General features: G+C 70.1%; 20 protein-coding genes and 1 tRNA gene. 16 read left to right on the top strand and 5 right to left on the bottom strand.

Going from position 1 to position 24,136, the window contains the following annotated elements; genetic code table 11:
- Positions 1-4: 4 nt before the first annotated feature.
- Both ACX80L_RS11940 and ACX80L_RS11935 read right to left on the bottom strand, forming a co-directional pair.
- Positions 5-1,525: an MmgE/PrpD family protein gene (locus tag ACX80L_RS11940; RefSeq protein ID WP_459289878.1), complete on the bottom strand. Its 1,521-nt coding sequence runs from the start codon at positions 1,523-1,525 to the stop codon at positions 5-7.
- Positions 1,518-2,198 (bottom strand): GntR family transcriptional regulator, encoded by a 681-nt coding sequence (locus ACX80L_RS11935; protein ID WP_459289876.1) that lies wholly within the window; start codon positions 2,196-2,198, stop codon positions 1,518-1,520. Before ACX80L_RS11935 ends, ACX80L_RS11940 begins: the two co-directional genes overlap by 8 nt.
- 184 nt (positions 2,199-2,382) lie before the next feature.
- Between ACX80L_RS11935 and ACX80L_RS11930 the strand changes: the two genes are divergently transcribed.
- Positions 2,383-4,329 carry an AMP-binding protein gene (locus ACX80L_RS11930; RefSeq protein WP_459289874.1) on the top strand — a complete coding sequence of 649 codons (1,947 nt, stop codon included), beginning with the start codon at positions 2,383-2,385 and terminating at the stop codon, positions 4,327-4,329.
- 13 nt (positions 4,330-4,342) lie between these two features.
- Here ACX80L_RS11930 and ACX80L_RS11925 read toward each other — a convergent pair whose 3' ends face one another.
- Together ACX80L_RS11925 and ACX80L_RS11920 are read right to left on the bottom strand one after the other, a co-directional pair.
- Positions 4,343-5,065 (bottom strand): response regulator, encoded by a 723-nt coding sequence (locus tag ACX80L_RS11925; RefSeq protein WP_459289872.1) that lies wholly within the window; start codon positions 5,063-5,065, stop codon positions 4,343-4,345.
- Positions 5,062-6,753, bottom strand: coding sequence for an ATP-binding protein (locus tag ACX80L_RS11920; protein ID WP_133081629.1), 1,692 nt, complete (start codon positions 6,751-6,753; stop codon positions 5,062-5,064). The genes ACX80L_RS11925 and ACX80L_RS11920 overlap by 4 nt, the downstream gene beginning before the upstream one ends.
- 227 nt (positions 6,754-6,980) lie before the next feature.
- Between ACX80L_RS11920 and ACX80L_RS11915 the strand changes: the two genes are divergently transcribed.
- The 14 genes from ACX80L_RS11915 to ACX80L_RS11850 all read left to right on the top strand — a co-directional run bounded on the left by ACX80L_RS11915 (position 6,981) and on the right by ACX80L_RS11850 (position 19,448).
- Entirely contained in the window at positions 6,981-8,378 is a 1,398-nt protein-coding gene (locus tag ACX80L_RS11915; RefSeq protein WP_459289907.1) for a cation:dicarboxylate symporter family transporter, read from the top strand.
- 300 nt (positions 8,379-8,678) lie between these two features.
- On the top strand, positions 8,679-9,566 hold the full coding sequence (locus ACX80L_RS11910) for a ParA family protein (RefSeq protein ID WP_459289869.1): 888 nt from the start codon (positions 8,679-8,681) through the stop codon (positions 9,564-9,566).
- 44 nt (positions 9,567-9,610) lie between these two features.
- Positions 9,611-10,555: a segregation and condensation protein A gene (locus ACX80L_RS11905; protein ID WP_459289867.1), complete on the top strand. Its 945-nt coding sequence runs from the start codon at positions 9,611-9,613 to the stop codon at positions 10,553-10,555.
- Positions 10,548-11,189: an SMC-Scp complex subunit ScpB gene (scpB, locus tag ACX80L_RS11900; protein ID WP_208740890.1), complete on the top strand. Its 642-nt coding sequence runs from the start codon at positions 10,548-10,550 to the stop codon at positions 11,187-11,189. Before ACX80L_RS11905 ends, scpB begins: the two co-directional genes overlap by 8 nt.
- Before the next feature lie 27 nt (positions 11,190-11,216).
- The gene (locus tag ACX80L_RS11895; protein ID WP_133081633.1) at positions 11,217-12,530 is read left to right on the top strand and encodes a pseudouridine synthase; all 1,314 of its coding nucleotides are present in this window, start codon (positions 11,217-11,219) and stop codon (positions 12,528-12,530) included.
- A 3-nt stretch (positions 12,531-12,533) separates the two neighbouring features.
- Positions 12,534-13,661 carry a prephenate dehydrogenase gene (locus ACX80L_RS11890; RefSeq protein WP_459289865.1) on the top strand — a complete coding sequence of 376 codons (1,128 nt, stop codon included), beginning with the start codon at positions 12,534-12,536 and terminating at the stop codon, positions 13,659-13,661.
- Between the two features lie 20 nt (positions 13,662-13,681).
- Positions 13,682-14,419, top strand: a complete 738-nt coding sequence (gene cmk, locus ACX80L_RS11885) for a (d)CMP kinase (protein ID WP_459289905.1) — start codon at positions 13,682-13,684, stop codon at positions 14,417-14,419.
- Positions 14,420-14,499: 80 nt separating this feature from the next.
- Positions 14,500-16,056: a ribosome biogenesis GTPase Der gene (gene der, locus ACX80L_RS11880; RefSeq protein ID WP_133081635.1), complete on the top strand. Its 1,557-nt coding sequence runs from the start codon at positions 14,500-14,502 to the stop codon at positions 16,054-16,056.
- Positions 16,057-16,133: 77 nt separating this feature from the next.
- Positions 16,134-16,207, top strand: a tRNA-Pro gene (locus ACX80L_RS11875).
- 198 nt (positions 16,208-16,405) lie between these two features.
- Positions 16,406-16,792, top strand: a complete 387-nt coding sequence (gene gcvH, locus ACX80L_RS11870; protein ID WP_459289863.1) for a glycine cleavage system protein GcvH — start codon at positions 16,406-16,408, stop codon at positions 16,790-16,792.
- Between the two features lie 122 nt (positions 16,793-16,914).
- Positions 16,915-17,361, top strand: a complete 447-nt coding sequence (locus ACX80L_RS11865; protein WP_244186199.1) for an FHA domain-containing protein — start codon at positions 16,915-16,917, stop codon at positions 17,359-17,361.
- A gap of 8 nt (positions 17,362-17,369) precedes the next feature.
- Positions 17,370-18,119 carry a transcriptional regulator FtsR gene (gene ftsR, locus ACX80L_RS11860; RefSeq protein WP_133081638.1) on the top strand — a complete coding sequence of 250 codons (750 nt, stop codon included), beginning with the start codon at positions 17,370-17,372 and terminating at the stop codon, positions 18,117-18,119.
- 10 nt (positions 18,120-18,129) lie between these two features.
- Positions 18,130-18,633 (top strand): bifunctional nuclease family protein, encoded by a 504-nt coding sequence (locus ACX80L_RS11855; RefSeq protein WP_133081639.1) that lies wholly within the window; start codon positions 18,130-18,132, stop codon positions 18,631-18,633.
- A gap of 227 nt (positions 18,634-18,860) precedes the next feature.
- Complete coding sequence (locus ACX80L_RS11850; protein ID WP_133081640.1) at positions 18,861-19,448, top strand: MerR family transcriptional regulator; 588 nt, start codon at positions 18,861-18,863, stop codon at positions 19,446-19,448.
- A gap of 117 nt (positions 19,449-19,565) precedes the next feature.
- On the opposite strand, the gene ACX80L_RS11845 is transcribed toward ACX80L_RS11850, so the two are convergent.
- Positions 19,566-20,390 (bottom strand): ParA family protein, encoded by an 825-nt coding sequence (locus tag ACX80L_RS11845; protein WP_208740900.1) that lies wholly within the window; start codon positions 20,388-20,390, stop codon positions 19,566-19,568.
- 229 nt (positions 20,391-20,619) lie between these two features.
- Here ACX80L_RS11845 and ACX80L_RS11840 point away from each other — a divergent pair, with 229 nt between their 5' ends.
- On the top strand, positions 20,620-24,063 hold the full coding sequence (locus ACX80L_RS11840; RefSeq protein ID WP_459289860.1) for a pyruvate carboxylase: 3,444 nt from the start codon (positions 20,620-20,622) through the stop codon (positions 24,061-24,063).
- Positions 24,064-24,136 lie beyond the last annotated feature (73 nt).

Below are 24,136 nucleotides of genomic sequence, written 5' to 3'. Positions count from 1 at the left end.
CGGCCTACAGGAGTCCCTGCGGCGCGGCGGCCGCATCGAGGTAGCCGGGGCGGGCGACGATGTTGAGCTGCCCGAGCGAACCGGCCGGGAGATCCGGCAGCTGCTCGACGGCGGCGAGGAAGCGGTCGAGCTCGGTGTCGTCGACGATGCCTGCCGCCAACATCCGCAACTTGGCGACGTAGTCGGCCCGTGCGAAGGGCCGTGCACCGAGGGGGTGCGCATCCGCCACCGCGATCACCTCGGAGATGACGGTGCCGTCGGTCAGGGTGATCTCCACCCTGCCGCCGAACGCCTTCTCCGCGATGTCCAGGGAGTGGTACCGACGGGTCCACTCGGGGTCCTCGACGGTGGTGACCTTGTGCCAGAGTGCCACGGTGTCCGGACGGGCAGCGCGGGCCGGGGCGTAGGAGTCCTCGTGGTGCCAGCGGCCGTCCTGCAGGGCCACGGTGAAGATGTAGGGGATCGAGTGGTCGAGCGTCTCCCGCGAGGCGGTCGGATCGTACTTCTGCGGGTCGTTGGCGCCGGACCCGATCACGTAGTGGGTGTGGTGCGATGTGGCGATGACGACGGACGCGACGTTCTCCGGATCCGTCACCTCCGGATGGGAGCCGTGGAGGCGCCGCGCGAGGTCGATCCAGGCCTGTGCCTGGTACTCGGCGGAGTGCTCCTTCGTATAGGTGTCGAGGATGGCACGCTTGGCTTCACCCGGCGCCGGCAGGGGCACGTCGTAGGAGGCTTCAGGCCCGTCGAGCAGCCAGGCGATCACGCCGTCCTCGCCCTCGTAGATCGGGGTGGGGGAGGTCTGGCCCCGCATGGCGCGGTCGACCGCCTCCACGGCCATCTTGCCGGCGAAGGCCGGGGCGTGGGCCTTCCAGGTCGAGATCTCGCCCTTGCGGGACTGGCGCGTCGCCGTCGTGGTGTGCAGGGCCTGGCCGACGGCGTGGAAGACGACGTCGCGGTCGAGGCCGAGGAGCGTGCCGATGCCTGCCGCGGCGGAGGGGCCGAGGTGGGCCACGTGGTCGATCTTGTGCTCGTGCAGGCAGATGGCCTTCACGAGGTCGACCTGGATCTCGTAGCCCGTGGCGATCGCCCGCACGAGGTCCCGGCCGGAGGCGCCGGTGTGCTGAGCGGCTGCGAGGATTGGCGGGATGTTGTCCCCCGGGTGGGAGTAGTCGGCGGCGAGGAAGGTGTCGTGGTAGTCGAGTTCACGCACCGCGACGCCGTTGGCCCAGGCGGCCCACTCGGCCGAGACGGGGGAGTCGATGCCGAAGACGGACGCACCCGAGCCGTGCGCGGACACGGGGTGGCTCGACGCCTGGGCGCGGGCCGCGACGACCGGGGCACGGTTCAGCGACGCGACGGCGACGGAGGCGTTGTCGATGATGCGGTTGATCACCATGTCGGTGACCTCCGGGGTGACCTCGACGTCGTCCGCTGCGACGTCGGCGATCTTCCACGCGAGCTGCCCGGTCCGGGGCAGGTTCTCCTCGCTGCGGTGGACGCGGACGGGATGGATGTCAACCATGGTGTTCCTCTCGATGGTTCGGCGACGTGTCATGGTCCCCGGTGGGTGGGGACAGGAGGTGCTGCAGGCTGTTGTGGAGGTGCACGCGCATCGAGGCCTCCGCGAGGTCGGCGTGTCCGGCGCTCAGCGCGAGCGCGATCTGCTCGTGTTCGCGGGCCGAGGCCAGGAGTCGGCGCGGGTTGTCCCGGGCGAGTCGGCGGACCCGCGCCAGATGGGTGCGGATGGGTTTCTGCGCCTGGAGGAGGTACGGATTGAGTGCGGCCTCGTCGACGGCCCGGTCGAGCCGCGCGACGAGTCCGTAGTATGCGTCCTGCCCGCCACCGTCGCCCTCGATGAGTCTCCCGGACGCCGCGAACTCGTCGGCGAGCGCGGCGAACACCGCGTGGTCCCCGCGACGGGCGGCGAGCCGGACGGCGGCGCACTCCAGGGGCAGCCGCACGTCGAACAGGTCCGTGACGGCGTCGAGGGAGATCGCGGAGACGACCACCCCGCGCCCGCCGTGCGGGGTGGCCAGACCTTCGGCGACGAGCCGGGACAGTGCCTCACGCACAGGGGTCCGCGACACACCCAGCCGGGCGGACTGTTCCACCTCCGCGAGCAGCTCGCCGGGGGCGAGCCTCCACTCCACGATGTCGGAGCGGAGCAGGGAGTAGGCGCGGTCGCTGGCCCGCATCGGCGTCCTCCCCGTCGTCCTGTCCGCGCTCGCGCTACGAGCGTTCCTCCTCAATGTATACAAGAAGCAGCACGAAGTCCACGCTGGGCCCGTCGGGACGGCGTCGACCCCTCTCTGTGTATACAGAAAGAGTCGCGGAAAGGCCGTGATACTGTTCCCCCATCACGCGCGACGAGGCGCGATCATGGCTGCTGCAGCATCCCGGGACGGACACGACACCGGCGGGCCGGACCAGTACCGACGACTGCACGCTGCGAGCCTCGCGGACCCCGAGGCCTTCTGGCTCGAGGCTGCCCGCGCCGTCGACTGGAGCACGCCGCCGGTCGCCGCCCTCGATGCCTCCGCCGCCCCGCTCTACCGATGGTTCCCGGATGCTTCCCTGAACACGAGCTACAACGCCCTCGACCGGCATGTCGAGGCGGGCCACGGCGACCGGGTGGCGCTGGTCCACGATTCGGCGATGCTGGGCACGACCCGCTCGTACACCTACGCCGGCCTGCGGGACGAGGTCGCCGTCTTCGCCGGCGTGCTGGCAGGGCTGGGCGTCGGGAAGGGCGACCGGGTGCTGGTCTACCTGCCGATGATCCCCGAGGCCGTGGTGGCCATGCTCGCCGCCGCACGCCTCGGTGCCGTGCACTCCGTGGTGTTCGGCGGCTTCGCCCCGGCGGAGCTTGCAGCCCGCATCCGCGACGCCCGGCCCGCCGCCGTCGTCACGGCGTCGGGCGGGCTGGAACCCGGGCGACGCGTGGAATACCTGCCGGCGGTGCAGGAGGCACTCGCCCTCGCGGACAGTACCGGGACACCCGTCGTCGCCAAGGCACGCGAGGGCTTCGTGCACCGTATCGGGGACTACCGGCAGTCCGGCAGCCGCTGGGTGGACTGGGACGACGCCGTCGCCGCGGCCGAGCCGGTCGACCCGGTCGGGGTCGCTGCGACGGATCCCCTCTACATCCTCTACACCTCGGGCACGACGGGCGCCCCGAAGGGAGTGGTCCGCGACAACGGAGGCCACGCCGTCGCGCTCACGTGGTCCATGCGGGAGATCTTCGGCATCGGGCCGGGGGACGCGATGCTCACCGCCTCCGACGTCGGCTGGGTCGTGGGCCACTCCTACATCGTGTACGGGCCGCTCCTGGCCGGCGCCACGACCATCCTGTACGAGGGCAAGCCCGTGGGGACCCCCGACGCCGGTGCTTTCGGCAGGCTCATCGAACAGCACGGCGTCAGGGTGCTGTTCACCGCCCCCACGGCACTGCGGGCCATCCGCCGCGCCGATCCGGACGGCGCGCTCCTGCGCTCCCACGACCTGTCCGCCCTCGAAACCCTCTTCTCGGCGGGGGAGCGGCTCGACACCGGTACGTCCGCGTGGGTCGCCGACGTCCTCGGCACACCCGTCGTCGACAACTGGTGGCAGACGGAGACGGGCTGGCCCATCTGCGCCAATCCACGCGGCTTCGGCGGCGTGCCGCTGAAGCCCGGCTCGCCGTCGTTGCCGTCCCCGGGGTTCGACGTCGTCATCCTGGACCAGCACGGCACCCCCGTCCCGGCGGGTACGGAGGGCGGCATCGCCCTGCGGCTTCCATTGCCGCCGGGCACCCTCCCGACCCTGTGGGGGAGCGACGCGCGGTACCGGGACTCCTACCTGGCCGCCTTCGAGGGCTACTACACGAGCGGGGACTCGGGCTACATGGACGAGGACGGCTACGTCTTCGTGATGGGACGGACCGACGACGTCATCAACGTCGCGGGCCACAGGCTCTCGACGGGGGCCATCGAACAGGTTCTCGCGCAGCATCCGGCCGTCGCCGAATGCGCCGTGCTCGGCCTCCGGGATCCGCTCAAGGGCCAGCGTGCAAGCGGCTACGTGGTCCTCAAAGCCGGGGTGTCGGTCGATCCCGCGGACCTGGAAGCCGAACTCGTGGCCATGGTCCGCGGCACGATCGGTCCCGTGGCCGACTTCAGGTCCGCCGTGGTGGTGGACGCCCTCCCGAAGACCAGGTCGGGCAAGATCCTGCGGAAGACCATGCGGCAGATGGCAGCCGGGGAGCCCTATGCGGTGCCCTCGACGATCGAGGACCCGGCGGTCCTCGCCGTGCTGGAGCCGCTGCTGCGGCCCGTGCCCGCAGAATGACCCGTCTGCAGGGCTAGCGGTCCGCGCTGTTCCGCGCCCAGCTGTACTCGAACTCGGGGCGTCCCCTCGTGCCGTAGCGGGGCGTGCGGAGGACGGACTGCTGGTCCGCGAGGTACTCCAGGTACCGCCGCGCGGTGACCCTGGACATGGACAGCGCCTCCGACATCTCGATGGCGGACGTGGGTTCCTGCAGCGACTTCAGCAGGCGCGAGACCGCGCGGAGGGTCTCTGCGGAGAGTCCCTTGGGCAGGGTGGCGGCGGTGGCGGGCCGGAGCGAGGCGAACGCCTGGTCCACCTCGGCCTGCGTGGTGGCGGTCGCCTGCTCCACCAGGTTCTGGCGGAAGTCCCGGTAGGTGCCGAGTTTCTCCCTGAACGCCGAGTACGTGAAGGGTTTGATGAGGTACTGCACGATGCCGGACGAGATGGCGGAGCGCACCACGTGCAGATCCCGCACCGCCGTGATGGCGATGATGTCGAGCGGCAGACCGAGCCCGCGGATCCGGCGGATGATGTCGAGACCGTGGGCATCCGGCAGGTTCATGTCGAGCAGCATGAGGTCCGCGACGAGGTCCGCCCTGCCCGGTGCCTCGCCGGACGGCTGGAGGAAGACCGCGAGCTCCGCCCCACTCCGGGCGACGCCGACGAGCTCGAACCCGTCGAGCCGCCGGACGTACTCCGCATGGGCGTCCGCGGCCACCGGATCGTCCTCGACGACCAGGACACGGATTGCGCTCACGGGTGGCCCCCGTCGACGGCCAGGCGCACGGCCGGCGGACCCGACCGGTCCGGGGTGCCCGCGGGAGCCCCAGGGTAGGGGAGCCGAACCATGAAGCGGGCCCCGCCGTCCTCCGTGTCCGTCACCTCGAGCGTGCCCGCGAAGCGCTGGACGGCCTGCCGGACCAGCGCCAGCCCGAAACCGCGGCCGGCACCGGTGTCCTCCGCCGATTGCTTCGTGCTGTAGCCGACCTCGAACACCTTCGCCTTCTCGGAGTCGGGGAGGCCGTTCCCGCTGTCCTCGACGACGATCTCGAGTTCGGCCGTGCCGTTCCCGCCCGCCAGGCGGCGGACGACGAGGAGGACGCGGGATTCCTCCGAACCGGCCGCTTCGTCGAAGGCGTTGTCGAGGAGGTTGCCGATGATCGTCACGAGGTCCACGGGGTTCAGCGACCCGGCCTGCGCGTCGGGTGCGATCTGCGAGGTCAGGGTGATCCCGCGCTCGTTGGCCTGCGCGGCCTTGCCCACCAGCAGGGCCGCGAGGAAGGGCTCGTCGATGGCCTCGACCACCTCGTCGGTGAGGCGCTGGGACTGCTGCAGGTCCCGGGTGGCGAAGTCGATGGCGTCCGCGCTCCTGCCGAGTTCCACGAGCGACACGATCGTGTGCAGGCGGTTGGCGTGTTCGTGGGTCTGCGAGCGGAGGGCATCGGTGAGGGTGCGCATGGTCTCGACCTGTCCGGTCAGGGCCTCGATCTCCGTGTGGTCCCGCAGGGTCGTGACGGTGCCGAGCGCCCCGTGCGGATGGACGGCCCGCCCGGGGATGGACGGCGGGACGGCGGGTTCCTGGTTGACCACGAGCACCCGGCTCTCGGTCAGGTGCACCTCGTCGCGCGCCCGCCGCCCCGAACCGAGGAGGTCCCGCAGGGACGGTGCCACCGCGAGGTGCGACGCCGGTATGGGCTTCCGTGTCCCGTCCAGTCCGAGGAGCCGCGCGGCCTGGTCGTTGTAGAGGACGAGGGAGCCGGCCGCATCGGTCAGCAGGAGGCCCTCGCGGACGGAGTGGAGCACGGAATCGTAGAACACGAAGGTGCGCGAGAGCTCGGCGGGTCCCATTCCCAGCGTCGCATCCCGCAGTCGTCGGCTGAGCAGGTAGGAGGCCAGCGCGCCGAGGGCGAGTGCGCCGAGCGCGATGAACGCGACCAGGGGGAGCTGCGCGTTCCGTGCGATGGCGGCACGATCCACCGTGATGCCCGCCGCGACCATCGCCCGCACCGCCCCGCCGTCGTCGACCACGGGGACGATGGACCGGATGGACGGGCCGAGGGTGCCGGCGTAGGTCTCGGTCTGCGTCCGACCGGCCAGCGCCTCGGAGACCGAGCCGATGTAGGGCCTGCCGATCTGCTCCGGGGTGCGGTGCGTGAAGCGCGTCCTGTCGGTGTCCATGATCGTGATGAAGTCCACGCCCAGCCGGTCCATGACGTCCACGGCGTAGGGCTGCAGGGTGGCCGAGGGATCAGGCCCCTCGACGGCTTCGAGGACCGCCGGTTCGAGGGCGATGGCCGTGGCGACCGCGACCATGCGTTCGGCCGTGGCGTCGTTGACGCCCTGTTCGGCGTCCGCGTAGAGGATGACCGAGAGGGCAGCGGCAAGGACGAGGATGAACAGGAGTTGGGCCACGAAGAACTGCTGGGCGAGGCTCCATCGACTCACGCCGTGATCCTGCTCCTTCCGGTTCCTGCCGGTCCGGGACCGGGCCGCCGCGCCCCGGCGCCGGGCCACGACCAGTATGAACTCAATCGTGACCCCGGTCACGCCCGATGCGATGATGAGGGGGAAATACTCAACAGTACGCTTCCTGGTACCTCCCCCGCGGACGAAGAACGACCTTCCCCGCCGGCGCCACCGGGCGGCCGAACACCTAGGGAGACACCATGGCTATGGCGCCATCGCGGTCCGACAGCGGACCCGCACAACCCCGCAAGCGGGTCGACAAGACCCACTTCCTCTACATCGCGGTCATCGTCGCCGTGGTGCTCGGCGCGATCCTCGGCCTGGCCGCCCCCGAATTCGCCAAGGCGCTCAAGCCGCTCGGGACGGGCTTCATCAACCTCATCAAGATGATGATCGCCCCCATCATCTTCTGCACCATCGTGCTCGGTATCGGTTCCATCGCCAAGGCTGCGACGGTCGGCAAGGTGGGTGGCCTGGCACTCGGCTACTTCATCCTCATGTCCACCTTCGCGCTCGCCATCGGCCTCGTCGTGGGCAACCTCATCCAGCCCGGCGAGGGCCTCGACATCTCGTCCTCGACCTACGAGGTGCCGGAGTCCGCCGAGGGCGGCGAGGGCGGCACCGTCGGCTTCCTGCTCAGCATCATCCCGACGACACTCCTGTCGGCCTTGACCGGGCCGAGCATCCTGCAGACCCTGTTCGTCGCGCTGCTCGTCGGCTTCGCCCTGCAGAAGATGGGCTCGGCGGGCAAGCCGGTCCTCCGCGGCATCGGACACATCCAGGCACTGGTCTTCCGCATCCTCGTCATGATCATGTGGCTCGCGCCCATCGGCGCCTTCGGCGCCATCGCGGCCGTGGTCGGTGAGACCGGCATCCAGGCGATCATCAGCATGGCCACCCTGATGATCGCGTTCTACATCACCTGCATCCTCTTCATCGTCGTCATCCTCGGCGGGCTGCTGAAGCTCGCCACCGGCGTCAACATCCTCAAGCTGATGAAGTACCTCGGCCGCGAGTACCTGCTCATCTTCAGCACCTCGTCCTCCGAAGCGGCGCTGCCCCGCCTCATCGCGAAGATGGAACACCTCGGTATCTCAAAGCCCGTGGTCGGCGTGACCGTCCCCACCGGGTACTCCTTCAACCTGGACGGGACCGCCATCTACCTCACGATGGCCTCGCTCTTCGTCGCGGAAGCCCTGGGCAAGCCACTGGCCCTCGGCGAGCAGATCTCCCTCCTGATCTTCATGATCATCGCCTCCAAGGGTGCGGCCGGCGTCACAGGTGCCGGTCTCGCGACCCTTGCCGGCGGCCTGCAGTCGCACCGCCCCGACCTGGTGGACGGTGTCGGCCTGATCGTCGGTATCGACCGGTTCATGTCCGAGGCCCGTGCCCTGACGAACTTCACCGGCAACGCCGTCGCCACCGTCCTGATCGGAACCTGGACCAGGGAGATCGACCGGGGCCGCGTCGACGAGGTCCTCGAGGGACGCCTGCCGTTCGACGAGACCACGATGAGCACCGATCACCGCTTCGACAACGACGACGTCGAGGACAGCGCGGAGGCCAGGACCGAGGCCGCCGTCCGGGGGAACACCGCTCCCTGACGCACGTACCTGTCGGACGGAGGTCCGCAACGAGACGACGGCGACGCCCCGGATTGCTTCCGGGGCGTCGCCGTCTCCGTCCGGCGGCCGCGAACCGGTGCCTGCCGGCACGGCGCGGCACTCGGCGCCCGTCCGTCGGACCGACCTTCGACCTCTGGTCGAGGTTCAAGGCTCGCGCCCGAACAGCAGGGCCCGCCACGGCGGTCGCCGTGGGCGTTGTACCGTTGACTATGAGAAATGCCGCTCGCGTTGGATCGTCGACCGGCCCGCACCGATTCTGATGGAAGCGTGGAGAACAACGTGAGTAGTGAACATGGTTCCACAACTCTGCCCAGCGCAGTGGACGCGGGACTGGGCCCGACCGGCCGCCCTGTGACGGAATTCCCCGAGCCGAGGGTCCTGGAGTCGCACGGCCCGGCGCGGGTCATCGCGATGGTCAACCAGAAGGGCGGCGTCGGGAAGACGACGTCGACCATCAACCTGGGCGCGGCGCTCGCGGAGGCCGGACGGAAGGTCCTGCTGGTCGACTTCGACCCCCAGGGCGCCCTGTCCGCGGGCCTCGGCACCAACCCGCACGAACTCGACGTGACGGTGTACAACGTGCTGATGGACCGGAAGGTGACCATCCACGACGCCATCCAGCACACCGCGATCGAGAACATCGACCTGCTGCCGGCGAACATCGACCTGTCCGCCGCCGAGGTGCAGCTCGTCAACGAGGTGGCCCGCGAGCAGGTCCTCGACCGCGCGCTGCGCAAGGTGTCGGACGACTACGACGTCATCCTGATCGATTGCCAGCCCTCCCTCGGACTGCTGACGGTCAACGCCCTCACCGCGGCACACGGGGTCATCATCCCGCTGATCTGCGAGTTCTTCGCCCTGCGTGCCGTCGCGCTGCTGGTGGAGACCATCGAGAAGGTGCAGGACCGCCTGAACCCGAGGCTCCAGATCGACGGCGTGCTCGCCACGATGTACGACGCGCGGACCCTGCACAGCCGCGAAGTCATCGCGCGCCTCGTGGAGGCGTTCGGGGACAAGGTCTTCGAGACCGTCATCAAGCGCACCATCAAGTTCGCGGACGCGACCGTGGCCGCCGAGCCCATCACGTCCTATGCGGCGAACCACTCCGGAGCCGACGCCTACCGCAGGCTCGCGAAGGAGCTCATCAGCAGGGGTGGAGCGCCCTAGTGCCGATCGCCCCCGGGTCCGCCCGGTACAGCTAGATGGTGCCCATGACCACGCGTGGGGCAGGACTGCCGACGACGGTGGACCCCGGAACCCGGGGCGGAGCCGCAGCCCCGGCGGCCGACGGCGACGACACTGCGGCGCCTGCGGCCACGGGTCGCCCTGTCTTCGAGGTGCAGCTCACCAACTTCAGCGGGCCTTTCGACCTGCTGCTGAACCTGATCTCACGGCGGGAACTCGACATCACGGAGATCGCCCTCGCACAGGTCACGGACGAGTTCATCGCCCACATCCGGAGGATCCAGGCCGCCGAGGGCGAATGGAAGCTCGACGAGGCGAGCGAGTTCCTCGTCGTCGCGGCCACGCTGCTCGACCTGAAGGCAGCGCGGCTCCTGCCGGCCGGCGCCGTCGAGGACGAGGAGGACATCGCGCTCCTCGAAGCCCGCGACCTCCTGTTCGCCCGCCTCCTCCAATACAGGGCGTTCAAGGAGATGGCTCGGCACCTCGCGCAGCGGCTCGAGGAGGAGGACGCGCGCCACCCCCGCGACGTCCCCCTCGAACCCGCGTTCACCCGACTCCTCCCCGAACTCGTGTGGAAGCATTCCGCCGAGGAGTTCGCCGCCCTCGCCGCAAAGGTGCTGGCTCCGCGCCAGGAGCAGCCGCTGCAGGTCAGCATCGAGCATCTCCACGCACCACCGGTCAGCGTGCGGGACGAGGCCGTGGTGCTCCAGGACCTGCTGCTGGCCCGCGGCCCGCTGTCCTTCCGGCAGCTGACGGCGGACGCCGCGTCGCGCCTGGTGCTCGTGGTGCGGTTCCTCGCGCTGCTCGAACTGTTCCGGGACGGCGCCATCTCCTTCGAGCAGTCGGCGCCGCTGTCCGAGCTGCTGGTGACCTGGAGCGCCGAGGACCACCGGTGGACCGCGGAACGGTTGACGAGCGACTTCGAAGGGGACCTCGTCGGAGCGCACGGTGACGGGGGCCGGCATGGATGAGCCCACCGGAGCCGATTCCGGCAGCGGGGAGATCCCCGTCGAGGAACTCCCGGGCGGGCTCCGCGGAGCGGTGGAGGCGATCCTCATGGTCGCCGACCGCCCCGTCACGGACGAACAGCTCGCTGCAGTGCTCGAGCGTCCGACGGCCCTGGTGCACGCGGTACTCGTGGAACTGCAGCGCGAGTACGACGGCTATACTGGGTCCGGCCCCCAGAACACCGAGCGCACTTCGCCGCGCGGTTTCGAACTACGGACCATCGCCGGCGGGTGGCGCATCTTCTCCCGGAAGCACTTCGCCTCCGTTGTCGCCGATTTCGTGCTCGACGGCCAGTCAGCCCGGCTCTCACAGGCAGCACTCGAGACCCTGGCGGTCATCGCGTACCGCCAGCCGGTGTCCCGTGCCCGGGTCTCAGCGATCCGGGGCGTCACTGTCGACTCGGTGGTCCGGACGCTGCTCCAGCGAGGACTGGTTGTCGAGCTCGAGACCGATCCGGAGACCGGTGCGGTCCTCTATGGGACCACCACCCTCTTTCTGGAAAGATTGGGGCTGGGCAGCGTCGACGAATTGCCCCGGATCGCTCCCCATCTGCCGGGCCTCGAGAGCCTTGGGGAGTATGACGAGACGACGTACTGAGCACGACCTACGAGAAGGACTTTCTACATGACACAGCAGCCAGGATCCGGTTCCGGACGCAATACGCCGCGCCGCGGCGGGTCGACCGGACGCCCATCCGATGCTGCCCGTGGCCGGAAGTCCTCGCCCCGCGGCGGCTCGGCGCAGGGCGCAGGCCGTCCGGCCGAGGGACGACCCTTCCAGGAGCGAGCAGAGCGCGGCGGCCGGTCCGAGGGCCGTCCGTCCCAGGACCGCGGCGGACGTGATGCCGGCCGGTCCGAGGGCCGTCCGTCCCAGGACCGTTCAGAACGCGGCGGCCGCTCCGCCGAAGGCCGCCCGGCCTCCGCGGGCGGTGGACGCCGTGATTCCGCCGAGGGCCGTGCCCGTTCCGCCGCCGGCCGCCCGTCCTCGGGAACCCCGTCGGGCCGCTTCGGCGCGAAGACCCCAGGACGCCCCGCTGCCGGCTCCAAGCCGGGCTCCCGCTCCGGCGGGCAGGAGGGCGCCGGACGCCAGAAGCCCGCGGGACCCAAGGCCTTCGGCCGCGAGCGGTTCGGGCAGAATCTCGGACCGGTGCGTCCGGCCAGACCCAGGCGTGCGAGCCGCCCTGCGGACGAGATCGACGTCCACAACCCGGAGGGCGTGCGCCTGCAGAAGGTCATGGCGCTCGCGGGCGTCGCCTCCCGCCGTGTCTGCGAGGAGATGATCCTCGACGGCCGCGTCGAGGTGGACGGCACCGTCGTGACGGAGCTCGGCGTGCGGGTCGATCCGGAGCAGGTCGCCATCCACGTGGACGGGATCCGCCTGCAGCTGGACGAGCACCTGAAGTACTACGTCTTCAACAAGCCGCGCGGGGTGGTCTCGACGATGGAGGATCCGGAGGGCCGCCCCTGCATCAGCGACTTCCTGAAGAACAAGAACAAGAACGAGCGCCTCTTCCACGTCGGCAGGCTCGACGCCGAGACCGAGGGCCTGCTCCTGCTCACGAACGACGGCGAGCTCACCAACCGCCTGACCCACCCGTCCTACGAGGTCCCGAAGACGTACCTCGTCCAGGTCCGCGGACCGATGGCGCAGGGTGTCGGCGCCCAGATGAAGGAGGGCATCGAGCTCGAGGACGGACTCGCTCAGGTGGACTCCTTCAAGCTCGTCGATTCGACGCCGGGCCACGTCCTCGTCGAGGTCGTCCTGCACTCCGGCCGCAACCGCGTGGTCCGGAGGCTCTTCGACGCCGTCGGCCACCCCGTCGAGCGCCTCGTGCGCACCCAGCTCGGACCCATCCGGGTCGGCGACCAGCGCCAGGGCAGCATCCGCGTGCTCGGGCGCCAGGAGGTCGGGCACCTGCTGGCATCGGTGGGCCTCTAGCCGATGTCCATGCGCACGGAACAGGGAACGCACCTCGCCGGTCCCGTCCTGGTCATCGGGGCGGGCCTGCTGGGGGCGAGCATCGGGCTGGGCCTGCGCGCGCGCGGGCTCGACGTCGTCCTGTCCGACAGCTCGCCGTCGACGGAGGCGGTGGCCCGCGACATCGGTGCGGGCCGGCTCCTCGGCCAGGCGCAGGGCGCCGGCGAGTCGGTGTCACCCGAGCTGGTGGTCGTGGCGACGCCGCCCGACGTCACCGCCAGCGTGGTGGCCGGGGCACTGCTGGCCTATCCCGGCGCCGTCGTCGTGGACATCTGCAGCGTCAAGGAAGCCGTCCTGCGTGAACTCTCGGCGACCCCGGACGCCGCTGCGCACCTGTCCCGCTACGTGGGGACGCACCCCATGGCGGGCCGTGAGAAGTCCGGTCCGGTCGCCGCGCGGGCCGAGCTGTTCACCGGAGCACCCTGGGTCCTCTGCGCACACGCCGACAGCGCGCCCGAGGCCGTCCTGCGCGCCGAGTCGCTCGCCGTCGACCTCGGCGCCGTGCCCGCACGCATGTCCGTCGAGGAGCACGACGAGGCCGTCGCGCTCATCTCCCACCTCCCGCAGGTGGTGTCGTCGCTCGTCGCGAGCAGGCTGCAGGACTCACCCGTCCAGGCACTCTCCCTCGCGGGGAACGGGCTGCGGGACGTCACACGGATCGCCGCGAGCGATCCGCGCCTGTGGGTGCAGATCCTGTCGGCCAACGCCGCCCGGCTCGTCGACATCCTCTACGGCGTCCGCGAGGACCTCGACCGCCTGATCGGCACGCTCGAGGACCCGACGGCGGGCGGCGCCCGCCTCGACATGGCGCAGCTGATGTCCGAGGGGAACGCGGGCCAGGCGCGCGTGCCCGGCAAGCACGGGACGCCGCCCAACTCCTTCGCACGCCTGACCGTGCTCGTCGACGACGTTCCGGGCCAGATCGCGAAGCTCCTCACGGAGATCGGCCACACCGGGATCAACGTCGAGGATTTCCGGCTCGAACACTCCCCGGGACGCGAGGTGGGCCTCGCCGAGCTCTCCGTCCTGCCAGGCAAACGACAAGAACTGACGGAGTCCCTCGTGCAGCGGGGCTGGAAGGTAGTGCAGTGATTCAGACCTCAGCAGAGACCATGCAGACATCCGACGCGGCGGAGCCTGCGGGGGAGGCGGTGGCGTCGAGCCCCTACTCCGGCTTCCGCCTCGGCAAGTCCCTCGTCGTCGCCATCGACGGCCCGTCGGGGTCGGGCAAGTCGAGCGTCAGCCGCGAGGTGGCCCGGCGCCTGCGCGCCGCCTACCTGGACACCGGGGCGATGTACCGGGCGGTCACGCTCCACTGCATCGCCACGGGCATCGACCTGGCGGACCGGGTCGCCGTCGAGGCGGCCGCGCGATCCATCGAACTCTTCATCAGCACCAGTCCGGACCGTGAGTCCGTGACGATCTCCGGCGACGACGTCACCGCGGCCATCCGCGAGCCGGAGGTGTCCTCGGCCGTCAGCGCGGTCGCGACGACCATGGGCGCCCGTGCGGAACTGATCCGCCGGCAGCGTGCGCTGATCGCCGGTGCAGGGCACCGCATCGTCGCCGAAGGGCGGGACATCACCACCGTCGTCGCCCCCGACGCCGAAGTGCGGATCCTCCTCACCGCGAGCGAGGAGGCCCGGCTGCGCCGTCGTGGCGACCAGCTCGGCGGGACGCAGTCGGAGGCCCAGCTCAAGCAGCAGGTCACCGAGCGTGATGCCAAGGATTCGACAGTGGTCGACTTCCAGCAGGCAGCGGACGGCGTGGTCACGCTCGACTCCTCGGACCTCGACTTCGAGCAGACCGTCGCGGCGGTCCTCGGCATCGTGCGCACGGTCGCGCACTAGCACCACCGCAAGAGCTTCCGGGCGCGAGCCCACCAGGATTACCGTCGGGAGACGGTGAACACCAACCGAAGGAAACAACGATGAGCGAGAACCTTTCGCCGAACGCGACGGACCAGGGCGCCGGACCCGACGAGGACTACGAGCCCACCGGCCAGGACCAGGTCAGCGAGCTGCTCGACACGCTCGACGACGCCGAGGCCGAGCAGCGGGCCGCGTCGCTCCGCGCCGGCCTCGAGGACTACGAGCTCGACGACGAGGACGCAGCGCTCCTCGCCCGCCAGGACGAGGACTTCGACGACGAGGCGGAGGGCCGGCTCAACCCCGTGCTCGCCATCGTCGGGCGACCGAACGTCGGCAAGTCCACCCTGGTGAACCGCATCCTCGGCCGCCGTGAGGCCGTCGTCGAGGACACCCCCGGCGTGACCCGTGACCGCGTGTCCTACCCGGCCCAGTGGTCGGGCCGCAACTTCACCCTGGTGGACACCGGTGGGTGGGAGCAGGACGCGAAGGGCATCGCCGCGCGCGTGGCCGACCAGGCGGAGATCGCGGTCGACATGGCCGACGCCGTCCTGCTCGTCGTCGATGCGACCGTCGGTGCCACCGCGACCGACGAGGCGGTCGTGCGCATGCTGCGCCGCAAGAAGAAGCCCGTCATCCTCGTGGCCAACAAGGTCGACGACATCCAGAACGAGGCCGACGCCTCCGTGCTGTGGGGACTCGGGTTCGGACAGCCGTGGCCGGTGTCGGCCCTGCACGGGCGCGGCACCGCCGACATGCTCGACGAGGTCAACAAGACCCTGCCCGAGTTCTCCGAGCACGGCGGGATCGAGCGCTCCGGCGGCCCGCGCCGGATCGCACTCATCGGACGACCGAACGTCGGCAAGTCCTCCCTCCTGAACAAGCTCGCCGGCTCCGACCGTGTGGTCGTCGATCCCCTCGCCGGGACCACCCGCGACCCCGTGGACGAGATGATCGAGCTCGGCGGACGCACGTGGCGCTTCGTCGATACCGCGGGCATCCGCCGCCGGGTGCACATGCAGCAGGGGGCCGACTACTATGCCTCGCTGCGTACGCAGTCGGCACTGGAGAAGGCGGAGGTCGCCGTCGTGCTCCTCGCCGTCGACGAGGTGCTGAGCGAGCAGGACATCCGCATCCTGAACATGGCCATCGAGTCCGGGCGCGCGATCGTGCTGGCCTTCAACAAGTGGGATCTGCTCGACGACGAACGCCGCCGGTACCTCGAGCGTGAGATCGAGCAGGACCTGGCGCACGTCGACTGGGCGCCGCGCGTCAACATCTCGGCGCTGACGGGGTGGCACAAGGACCGCCTGGTGCCCGCGCTGGACGTCGCGCTCGAATCGTGGGACCGGCGTATCCCGACGGGACGCCTCAACGCCTTCCTCGGTGAGCTCGTCGCCGCCCACCCGCACCCGGTGCGCGGTGGCAAGCAGCCCCGCATCCTCTTCGGCACGCAGGCCTCGAGCCGTCCGCCGAAGTTCGTCCTCTTCACCACGGGCTTCCTGGATCCGGGGTATCGCCGCTTCATCACGCGCCGCCTGCGGGAGACGTTCGGCTTCGAGGGCACACCCATCGAGGTCAGCATGCGCGTCCGCGAGAAGCGCAGCCGCAAGCGCTGACACCTCGCCGGTGTGCTGACCCGCCCGGGAAATGCTGTATTGTTATCCGAGTGGTTTGGCCTGCTGGACAGGCCGATCGGGATGTGGCGCAGCTTGGTAGCGCACTTGACTGGGGGTCAAGGGGTCGCAGGTTCAAATCCTGTCATCCCGACACTGCAGGGCCCGTTTCCACCGGCTTGATGGCCGGCGGAGGCGGGCTTTTTGCATGTCCGGGGGCAGGGCGAGCTCCCTCGCGCGGGGCAGGTGAGAGGCGCGTCACGGCGTCGCCGGATATGCCTATACTCGACCAGTATCCGTACCCGGACGGGCAGTCCCGCCGCCCGGGAACCCGTGCGTCCGAAAGGCAACCATGAGTAACATCCCCGATGGCCTCTACTACACCGCGGAGCACGAATGGGTCAGTGAGCCCGCCGTCGACGGCACCGTGCGCATCGGCATCACCGACTTCGCCCAGGACGCGCTAGGGGACGTCGTCTACGTGCAGATGCCCGAGGAGGGCACCAGTGTGGCCGGCTCGGACGTCATCGGCGAGGTCGAGTCGACCAAGAGCGTCAGCGACATCTATGCCCCTGTCGCGGGCGAGGTCGTCTCGCGCAACGAGGCGCTCGACGACGACCCGTCCCTGATCAACTCGGACCCCTACGGCGAGGGGTGGCTGCTCGAGATCAAGGTGGCCGATCCTTCCGTGGTGCAGAACCTCCTGAGTTCGGGCGACTACTCCCAGCAGGTAGGCTAGTTCTACCCGGCGAAGGCAGCGGGGATGGTGCGGCTGGTGACAACCTGGCGCACCGCGCAGTAGGGGAGGAAAGACCGATGGAGCCCGATGGAAATCCAGCCGTGAATGGAGAAGAGCCGAACATGACGTCTCCTGAGACAACGACGATCGGTCTGCCGCCGCAAGCCGCGACGACCGAACTGGAGCGGCACCTGACGCGCGAGGAGCAGGCGTCCGTCGCGGCACTGCCGGCAGGCTCTGCACTCCTGATCGCCCACTCGGGACCGAACGCCGGCGCCCGGTTCCTCCTCGACGAGGACATCACGAAGGCCGGCCGGCACCCGAACGCGGACATCTTCCTCGACGACGTGACGGTCTCCCGTCAGCATGCCGAGTTCCGCCGGACCGACACCGGCTTCATGGTCGTGGACACCCGCAGCCTGAACGGGACGTACGTCAACAACGACCGCGTCGATTCCGTCGCGCTGCGCAACGGCAACGAGGTGCAGATCGGCAAGTTCCGGCTGACCTTCTACTCGGCGCGCACCGTTCCCGGCCAGGCCACCCAGCACACCGCAGCGCAGGCCTAGTCCGCTCCATGCCTTCCTCCCAACCCGCCCGCCGCCCGGCCGGCGTCGCGTCCGGCCTCTCCGGCTCCGGTGTCCTGAACATCGGTGAGGTCCTGCGCGAACTGGCCGGGGATTTCCCCCAGGTGACGGCGTCGAAGATCCGTTTCCTCGAGGAGAAGGGTCTGATCTCCCCGCAGCGCACGCGTGCCGGGTACCGCAAGTACACCGGACACGATGTCGAACAGCTTCGCTTCGTCCTCGCACTGCAGCGGGACCAGTACCTCCCGCTCAAGGTCATCAAGGACTACGTCGATGCGATCGACCGCGGCGAACGTCCCGATTCGCTGCCCGGAGGCATGACGCTCTCCCCGCGGGTGGTGTCCGACCAGCTCTCCCGCGAGCTCACTGCGCACGGACGGAGGCTGACGGCGGAGACCCTCGCCGCCGAGGCGGGCGCGCCCCGGAGGCTCGTCGACGACCTCGTGAGTTTCGGGCTGATCACCGCCGTGGACAACCGCTTCGACGAGCACGCCCTCAAGATCACCAGGGCGTGCGTCCAGCTCGAGAGCCACGGGATCGAGCCCCGCCACCTGAGGCCGTTCCGCGCGGCCGCCGACCGCGAACTCGGGCTCGTCGAGCGGGTGGTCGCCCCCGTCGCCTCCCGCAAGGACGTGGCATCGAAGGCGCGGGCCGCGGAGACGGCGCGTGAGATCAGCGAGTTGTGCCTCGGCCTGCACAGTGCCCTGGTGCACAGCCAGATAGCCCGGATGGACAGTTAGGCGGCATCCCGTGATCGAAGTAGAAGTGGTGGGCGTGCGGATCGAACTGCCGTCGAACCAGCCCCTGGTCCTGCTCAAGGAGACCGCGGGGGAGCGTCACCTGCCCATCTGGATCGGAGCGCCGGAGGCCAGTGCCATCGCCTTCGTGCAGCAGGGCATCGTGCCGCCACGGCCCATGACCCACGATCTGCTCGTCGACGTCGTCGCCGCGGCGGGCAAGGAGATCTCCGAGGTACGCATCACCTCGGTGGAGGACACGGTCTACCACGCGCAGCTCGTCTTCAGTGACGGCGTGACGGTGAGTTCGCGGGCCTCGGACGCCCTGGCCGTCGCACTGCGCGTGCCCTGTCCCATCTACTGTGCCGACGAGGTCCTGGCGGTCGCCGGCGTCGAGATCGCCGATGCCGACGCGGAGGACGCGGAGGACGGCGACACCGAGGAGACCGCCGAGAAGGAGGTGCTCCAGTTCCGGGAGTTCCTCGCCGATGTCGAGCCCGAGGACTTCGAGCGCTGACGGCCCGGGTGGGCTGCAGGCCCACCGTCGGAGGCGCGATCGGCGAGCCGCAGGCGACACGCCGACCCTTGGGGCCCAGCATCTTTGACCTCGACCCTCCCGCGATCTAACGTCGAAGCATACAGTTCCCATTGCGTGTGCGGGGGGCCCGGGGCACACTTGAGTGCACATCCTGAGGTTCCGCCCGCCCGGCAAATGTCCCCGGGAACCCGACGAGGAGGCAGCACGTGAGTCCGAAGGGTGACGCCGGCAAGGCATCCAGCCCGGCAGGCGCTGGTGTCCCGCCGAGCGCCCAGGGCTTACTGTTCACGGAAGACCTCCCCGTCCTCGACGAAGACGCCGGATATCGCGGTCCCACCGCCTGCAAGGCCGCAGGCATCACCTACCGGCAGCTCGACTACTGGGCACGTACCGGGCTCGTCGAACCCGCTGTCCGCGGGGCTTCGGGATCGGGCACGCACCGCCTCTACGGATTCCGCGACATCCTCGTCCTCAAGGTGGTCAAGCGCCTGCTGGACACCGGGGTGTCCCTCCAGCAGATCCGCACCGCCGTGGAGCACCTCCGTGAGCGGGGCGTCGAGGACCTCGCCCAGATCACGCTCATGAGCGACGGCGCGAGCGTCTACGAGTGCACGTCCGCCGACGAGGTCATCGACCTCGTGCAGGGCGGACAGGGCGTCTTCGGGATAGCGGTCGGCCGGGTGTGGCGTGAGGTCGAAGGAAGCCTCGCGGCCCTTCCGAGCGAGCATGCTCCCGACCAGGAGTACCCCGGCGACGAACTCAGCAAGCGCCGGGCGACGCGCAAGATCAGCTGACAGCCGGCTCAGGGTCCGTCCTGACGGCATCGCCCGCCCTGACACGGCGCGGCTCGGGAGCAGGAAGCTCCGCACCCCCTGATCGGGGGCGTTCGTCCCCCTGAAGGATCGGTCCGGTCAGCGCTTCGGGCTGCGGCTCCGCATCCTGCCGGAATCGACGACGCTCTTCAGGAGGTCGTCGAAGTAGCCCGATGCCTGGCGCGCCGACTCACCCGGCCAGTGGTGGACCGAGTGGGCGGCCCCCTGGATCTGCTGCCAGTTCGCCTGCTCGGGGATCGTGGGGCTCAGCAGCAGGCCACCGAACATCTGCCGCATCTCGCGGAGCCGGAACGTGTGCTCGTCCGACGTCGAGCGCACCCGGTTCGCGACGATGCCCGCGGTCTTGAGGTCGGGTGCGAATTCGCGGCGGAAGAGCTCGAGGGCCCGCATGGTGCGCTCGGTCCCCGCGACAGAGAACAGGCCCGGCTCTGCCACGAGCAGGACCTTGTTGCTGGCGGTCCACGCGATGCGCGTCAGTCCGTTGAGGGACGGCGGGCAGTCGATCAGCACCAGGCTGTAGCCCTCGACGCGGGACAGGAGCGTCGCCAGCCGGCGCTGGTCACGGCGCCCGAGATCCGGACGGTCGTAGATCCCGGAATAGGCGGATCCCATGGCGACGTCGAGCGTGGACGTGCGCGCTCTCGAATGCCGGGCGGCAGTCGCCACCCAGCCGCTCGGGACCGTGTTGCCGGCCAGGTCGCCGCGCCGCGCATTCTTCAGCAGGCGCCCGATGTCGGTCTGGTCCGACGGCTTCACGCCGAGGGCCGTGGTCGCATCCGCGTGCGGATCGAGGTCGACGACGAGCGTCGGGATGCCGGCTGCAAGTGCGGCCGAGGCCAACCCCGTGGTGACCGACGTCTTGCCCACGCCGCCCTTGAGGCTGCTGATGCTCACTACCTGCACGTTCGAACCCACACCTATCCGGAACCGCCATGGAGGAAGGCGGCTCGCTCTTGATCCCCGTCCATCATAGGGTGGCCCCGCCCGACGCCCGGAACGGCAGGGATGCCCATCACGGGGACGACGACGCCCCGTGCGTTTCGTGCCGTGTCAGGGGCCCTCGACGTGGCGGACGTGCCGGGTAGGATCAGTCCAGCGTGAGGAACCCGACCGGCAAGGATGCAGGAGCACGATGTTCTCGAAGATTCTGGTGGCTAATCGTGGCGAGATCGCCATTCGTGCATTTCGGGCCGGTCATGAGGTGGGCGCGAAGACGGTGGCGGTGTTCCCGCACGAGGACCGGAACTCGATCCACCGGCAGAAGGCCGACGAGGCGTATCTGATCGGTGAGGAGGGCCACCCGGTGCGGGCGTACCTGGACATCGAGGAGATCATCCGGGTCGCGGTCGAGGCCGGCTGTGACGCGATCTACCCGGGCTACGGGTTCCTGTCGGAGAATCCGGGCCTGGCCCGGGCGGCGGCGGAGGCGGGGATCACGTTCGTGGGTCCGCCGGCGGACGTGCTGGAGCTCGCCGGGAACAAGGTCAAGGCGTTGGACGCGGCCCGGGCGGCGGGCATCCCGGTGCTGGCGTCCTCGCGGCCGAGCGCCGATGTGGACGAGCTGATCGCCGCGGCGGACGAGATCGGGTTCCCGGTGTTCGCGAAGGCCGTGGCCGGTGGCGGTGGGCGCGGGATGCGGCGGGTGGATACCCGCGAGGCGTTGCCGGAGGCCCTGGAGGCGGCGATGCGTGAGGCCCAGTCCGCGTTCGGGGATCCGACGATGTTCCTGGAGCAGGCGGTGCTGCGGCCCCGGCACATCGAGGTGCAGATCCTCGCCGACGCCGAGGGCAACGTCATGCACCTCTTCGAGCGGGACTGCTCGCTGCAGCGCCGGCACCAGAAGGTCATCGAGATCGCCCCGGCGCCGAACCTGGACGAGGGGATCCGGCAGGCACTGCACCGGGACGCGGTGAAGTTCGCGACCGCGCTGGGCTATGTGAACGCGGGCACCGTGGAGTTCCTCGTGGACACGGTCGGGGAGCGGGCCGGCCAGCACGTGTTCATCGAGATGAACCCGCGCATCCAGGTCGAGCACACGGTCACCGAGGAGGTCACCGACGTGGACCTCGTGCAGTCCCAGCTGCGGATCGCCGCCGGGGAGTCCCTGGCGGATCTGGGCCTGTCGCAGGACACGGTGAGCCTGCGCGGCGCCGCCCTGCAAAGCCGCATCACGACGGAGGACCCGGCGAACGGGTTCCGGCCCGATGTGGGACGGATCTCCGCGTACCGGTCCGCCGGCGGAGCCGGGGTACGCCTGGACGGCGGGACGGTGTATGCGGGGGCGGAGATCAGCCCGCACTTCGACTCGATGCTGGTGAAGCTCACCTGCCGGGGTCGGGACTACCCGGCCGCCGTCACGAGGGCGAGGCGTGCGTTGGCGGAGTTCCGGGTCCGCGGTGTCTCCACGAACATCTCCTTCCTGCAGGCGGTCCTGGACGACCCGGATTTCATCGCCGGGAACGTCGCCACCTCCTTCATCGACGAGCGTCCCGAACTGCTCACCGCCCGCATCCCGGCCGACCGGGGCACGAAGCTGCTCACCTGGCTCGCGGACGTGACCGTGAACCAGCCCAACGGGGCACGGCCCGCGCACCTCGACCCACGGGAGAAACTCCCCGAACTGCCCGCATCGACCGCCCTGGCCCACGGTGAGCCCGAGGACCGGCAGGACGCGCAGGCTCCGATGGGGAGCCGGCAGCGCCTGCTGGAGCTCGGGCCGGAGGGCTTCGCGCGGGCGTTGCGGGAGCAGACCGCTGTGGCGGTGACGGACACGACGTTCCGGGACGCGCACCAGTCGCTGCTGGCCACACGGGTGCGGACCCGTGACCTGGTCGCCGCGGGTGCGTCGGTGTCGGCGCTGACCCCGGGATTGCTGTCGGTGGAGGCGTGGGGCGGGGCGACTTATGACGTGGCGCTGCGGTTCCTGGGGGAGGACCCGTGGGAGCGCCTGGACGCGCTGCGCCGCCAGATCCCGGACATCTGCCTGCAGATGCTGCTGCGCGGCCGGAACACCGTCGGCTACACCCCCTATCCCGAAGCCGTCACCACGGCCTTCGTGCAGGAAGCGGCCGCGTCGGGTATCGACATCTTCAGGATCTTCGACGCGCTGAACGACGTGTCCCAGATGGAACCGGCCATCCGCGCGGTCCGGGACACCGGGACCGCGGTCGCCGAGGTCGCCCTGTGCTACACGGCCGACATGCTCGACCCCGCCGAGACGCTCTACACCCTGGACTACTACCTCGACCTCGCCCAGCGGATCGTGGACGCCGGGGCGCACATCCTGGCGATCAAGGACATGGCCGGGCTCCTGCGTCCCGCCGCGGCCGCGAAACTGGTGACCGCCCTGCGGGACCGCTTCGAGGTGCCCGTGCACCTGCACACCCACGACACCGCCGGCGGCCAGCTCGCGACCCTCCTGGCCGCGGTCGACGCCGGGGTGGACGCCGTGGACGTGGCCAGCGCACCCCTGGCCGGGACCACCAGCCAGCCCTCCGCCTCGGCCCTGGTCGCGGCCCTGGCCCACACGCCCCGGGACACCGGCCTGGACCTGGATGCCGTGTGCGCGCTGGAACCCTACTGGGAGGCCGTGCGGCGCATGTACGCCCCGTTCGAGTCCGGCCTGCCCGGCCCCACCGGTCGGGTCTACCGGCACGAGATCCCCGGCGGGCAGCTCTCCAACCTCAAGCAGCAGGCCATCGCGCTCGGACTGGGGGAGCGCTTCGAGGCGATCGAGGACATGTACACGGCGGCCGACAGGATCTTGGGCCGCCTGGTGAAAGTCACCCCGTCCTCCAAGGTCGTCGGGGACCTCGCCCTGGCCCTGGTCGGCTCCAACGCCGACCCCGCCGCGTTCCAGGACAACCCGCAGGACTACGACATCCCCGATTCGGTCATCGGATTCCTCAACGGAGACCTCGGCAACCCGCCCGGCGGCTGGCCCGAACCCTTCCGGAGCAAAGCCCTGAAGGGACGCGAACTCAAACCACGCGACGCGGACATCACCGCCGAGGACCGGAAGGACCTCGCCGGGACGCCCGCCGAGCGCCGGCAGGCGCTGAACCGACTGCTCTTCGCCGGACCCACCAGGGACTTCACCGCCACGAGGGACACGTACGGGGACGTGTCCGTGCTCGGCACCGCGGACTACCTCTACGGGCTGCAACCGGGCACCGAACACGTCATCGAACTCGACAAGGGCGTCCGGCTCATCGCGACCCTCGAAGCCGTGTCCGACCCCGACGAGAAGGGCATGCGCACCGTCATGTGCACCCTCAACGGGCAGATGCGACCGGTGGCCGTCCGGGACAAGAACGCCACCAGTGACGTGAAGACCGCCGAGAAAGCCGACCCCGGCACCCCCGGCCACATCCCTGCACCCTTCGCCGGGTCCGTCACCATCACCCTCACCGAAGGAACCGCCGTCACCGCCGGAGACACCGTCGCCACCATCGAAGCCATGAAGATGGAAGCCAACATCACCACCCCCATCACCGGCACCATCCAGCGCACCACGTTCACCGGCACCCGACCCGCCCAGGGCGGAGACCTCCTCCTCACCATCACCCCCGCCTGACGCCACGGGTCGGATCGAGGGGGAGGAACCGGCAGGCTCGGGAAATGCGGTGGGGGGGTGCAGCTCCGGCCTG

The organism is Arthrobacter sp. MDT1-48-3, from assembly GCF_054511015.1.
Note: the sequence above shows the minus strand (reverse complement) of the source record. Positions and strands in the feature narration are given on the sequence as shown.

Excerpts from the sequence above, each read along its gene's own strand:
- ACX80L_RS11940 (WP_459289878.1), bottom strand. The coding sequence starts at position 1,525 with ATGGTTGACATCCATCCCGTCCGCGTCCACCGCAGCGAGGAGAACCTG.
- ACX80L_RS11935 (WP_459289876.1), bottom strand. The coding sequence starts at position 2,198 with ATGCGGGCCAGCGACCGCGCCTACTCCCTGCTCCGCTCCGACATCGTG.
- ACX80L_RS11930 (WP_459289874.1), top strand. The coding sequence starts at position 2,383 with ATGGCTGCTGCAGCATCCCGGGACGGACACGACACCGGCGGGCCGGAC.
- ACX80L_RS11915 (WP_459289907.1), top strand. The coding sequence starts at position 6,981 with ATGGCGCCATCGCGGTCCGACAGCGGACCCGCACAACCCCGCAAGCGG.
- ACX80L_RS11905 (WP_459289867.1), top strand. The coding sequence starts at position 9,611 with ATGACCACGCGTGGGGCAGGACTGCCGACGACGGTGGACCCCGGAACC.
- scpB (WP_208740890.1), top strand. The coding sequence starts at position 10,548 with ATGGATGAGCCCACCGGAGCCGATTCCGGCAGCGGGGAGATCCCCGTC.
- ACX80L_RS11895 (WP_133081633.1), top strand. The coding sequence starts at position 11,217 with ATGACACAGCAGCCAGGATCCGGTTCCGGACGCAATACGCCGCGCCGC.
- ACX80L_RS11890 (WP_459289865.1), top strand. The coding sequence starts at position 12,534 with ATGTCCATGCGCACGGAACAGGGAACGCACCTCGCCGGTCCCGTCCTG.
- cmk (WP_459289905.1), top strand. The coding sequence starts at position 13,682 with ATGCAGACATCCGACGCGGCGGAGCCTGCGGGGGAGGCGGTGGCGTCG.
- der (WP_133081635.1), top strand. The coding sequence starts at position 14,500 with ATGAGCGAGAACCTTTCGCCGAACGCGACGGACCAGGGCGCCGGACCC.
- gcvH (WP_459289863.1), top strand. The coding sequence starts at position 16,406 with ATGAGTAACATCCCCGATGGCCTCTACTACACCGCGGAGCACGAATGG.
- ACX80L_RS11865 (WP_244186199.1), top strand. The coding sequence starts at position 16,915 with ATGACGTCTCCTGAGACAACGACGATCGGTCTGCCGCCGCAAGCCGCG.
- ftsR (WP_133081638.1), top strand. The coding sequence starts at position 17,370 with ATGCCTTCCTCCCAACCCGCCCGCCGCCCGGCCGGCGTCGCGTCCGGC.
- ACX80L_RS11840 (WP_459289860.1), top strand. The coding sequence starts at position 20,620 with ATGTTCTCGAAGATTCTGGTGGCTAATCGTGGCGAGATCGCCATTCGT.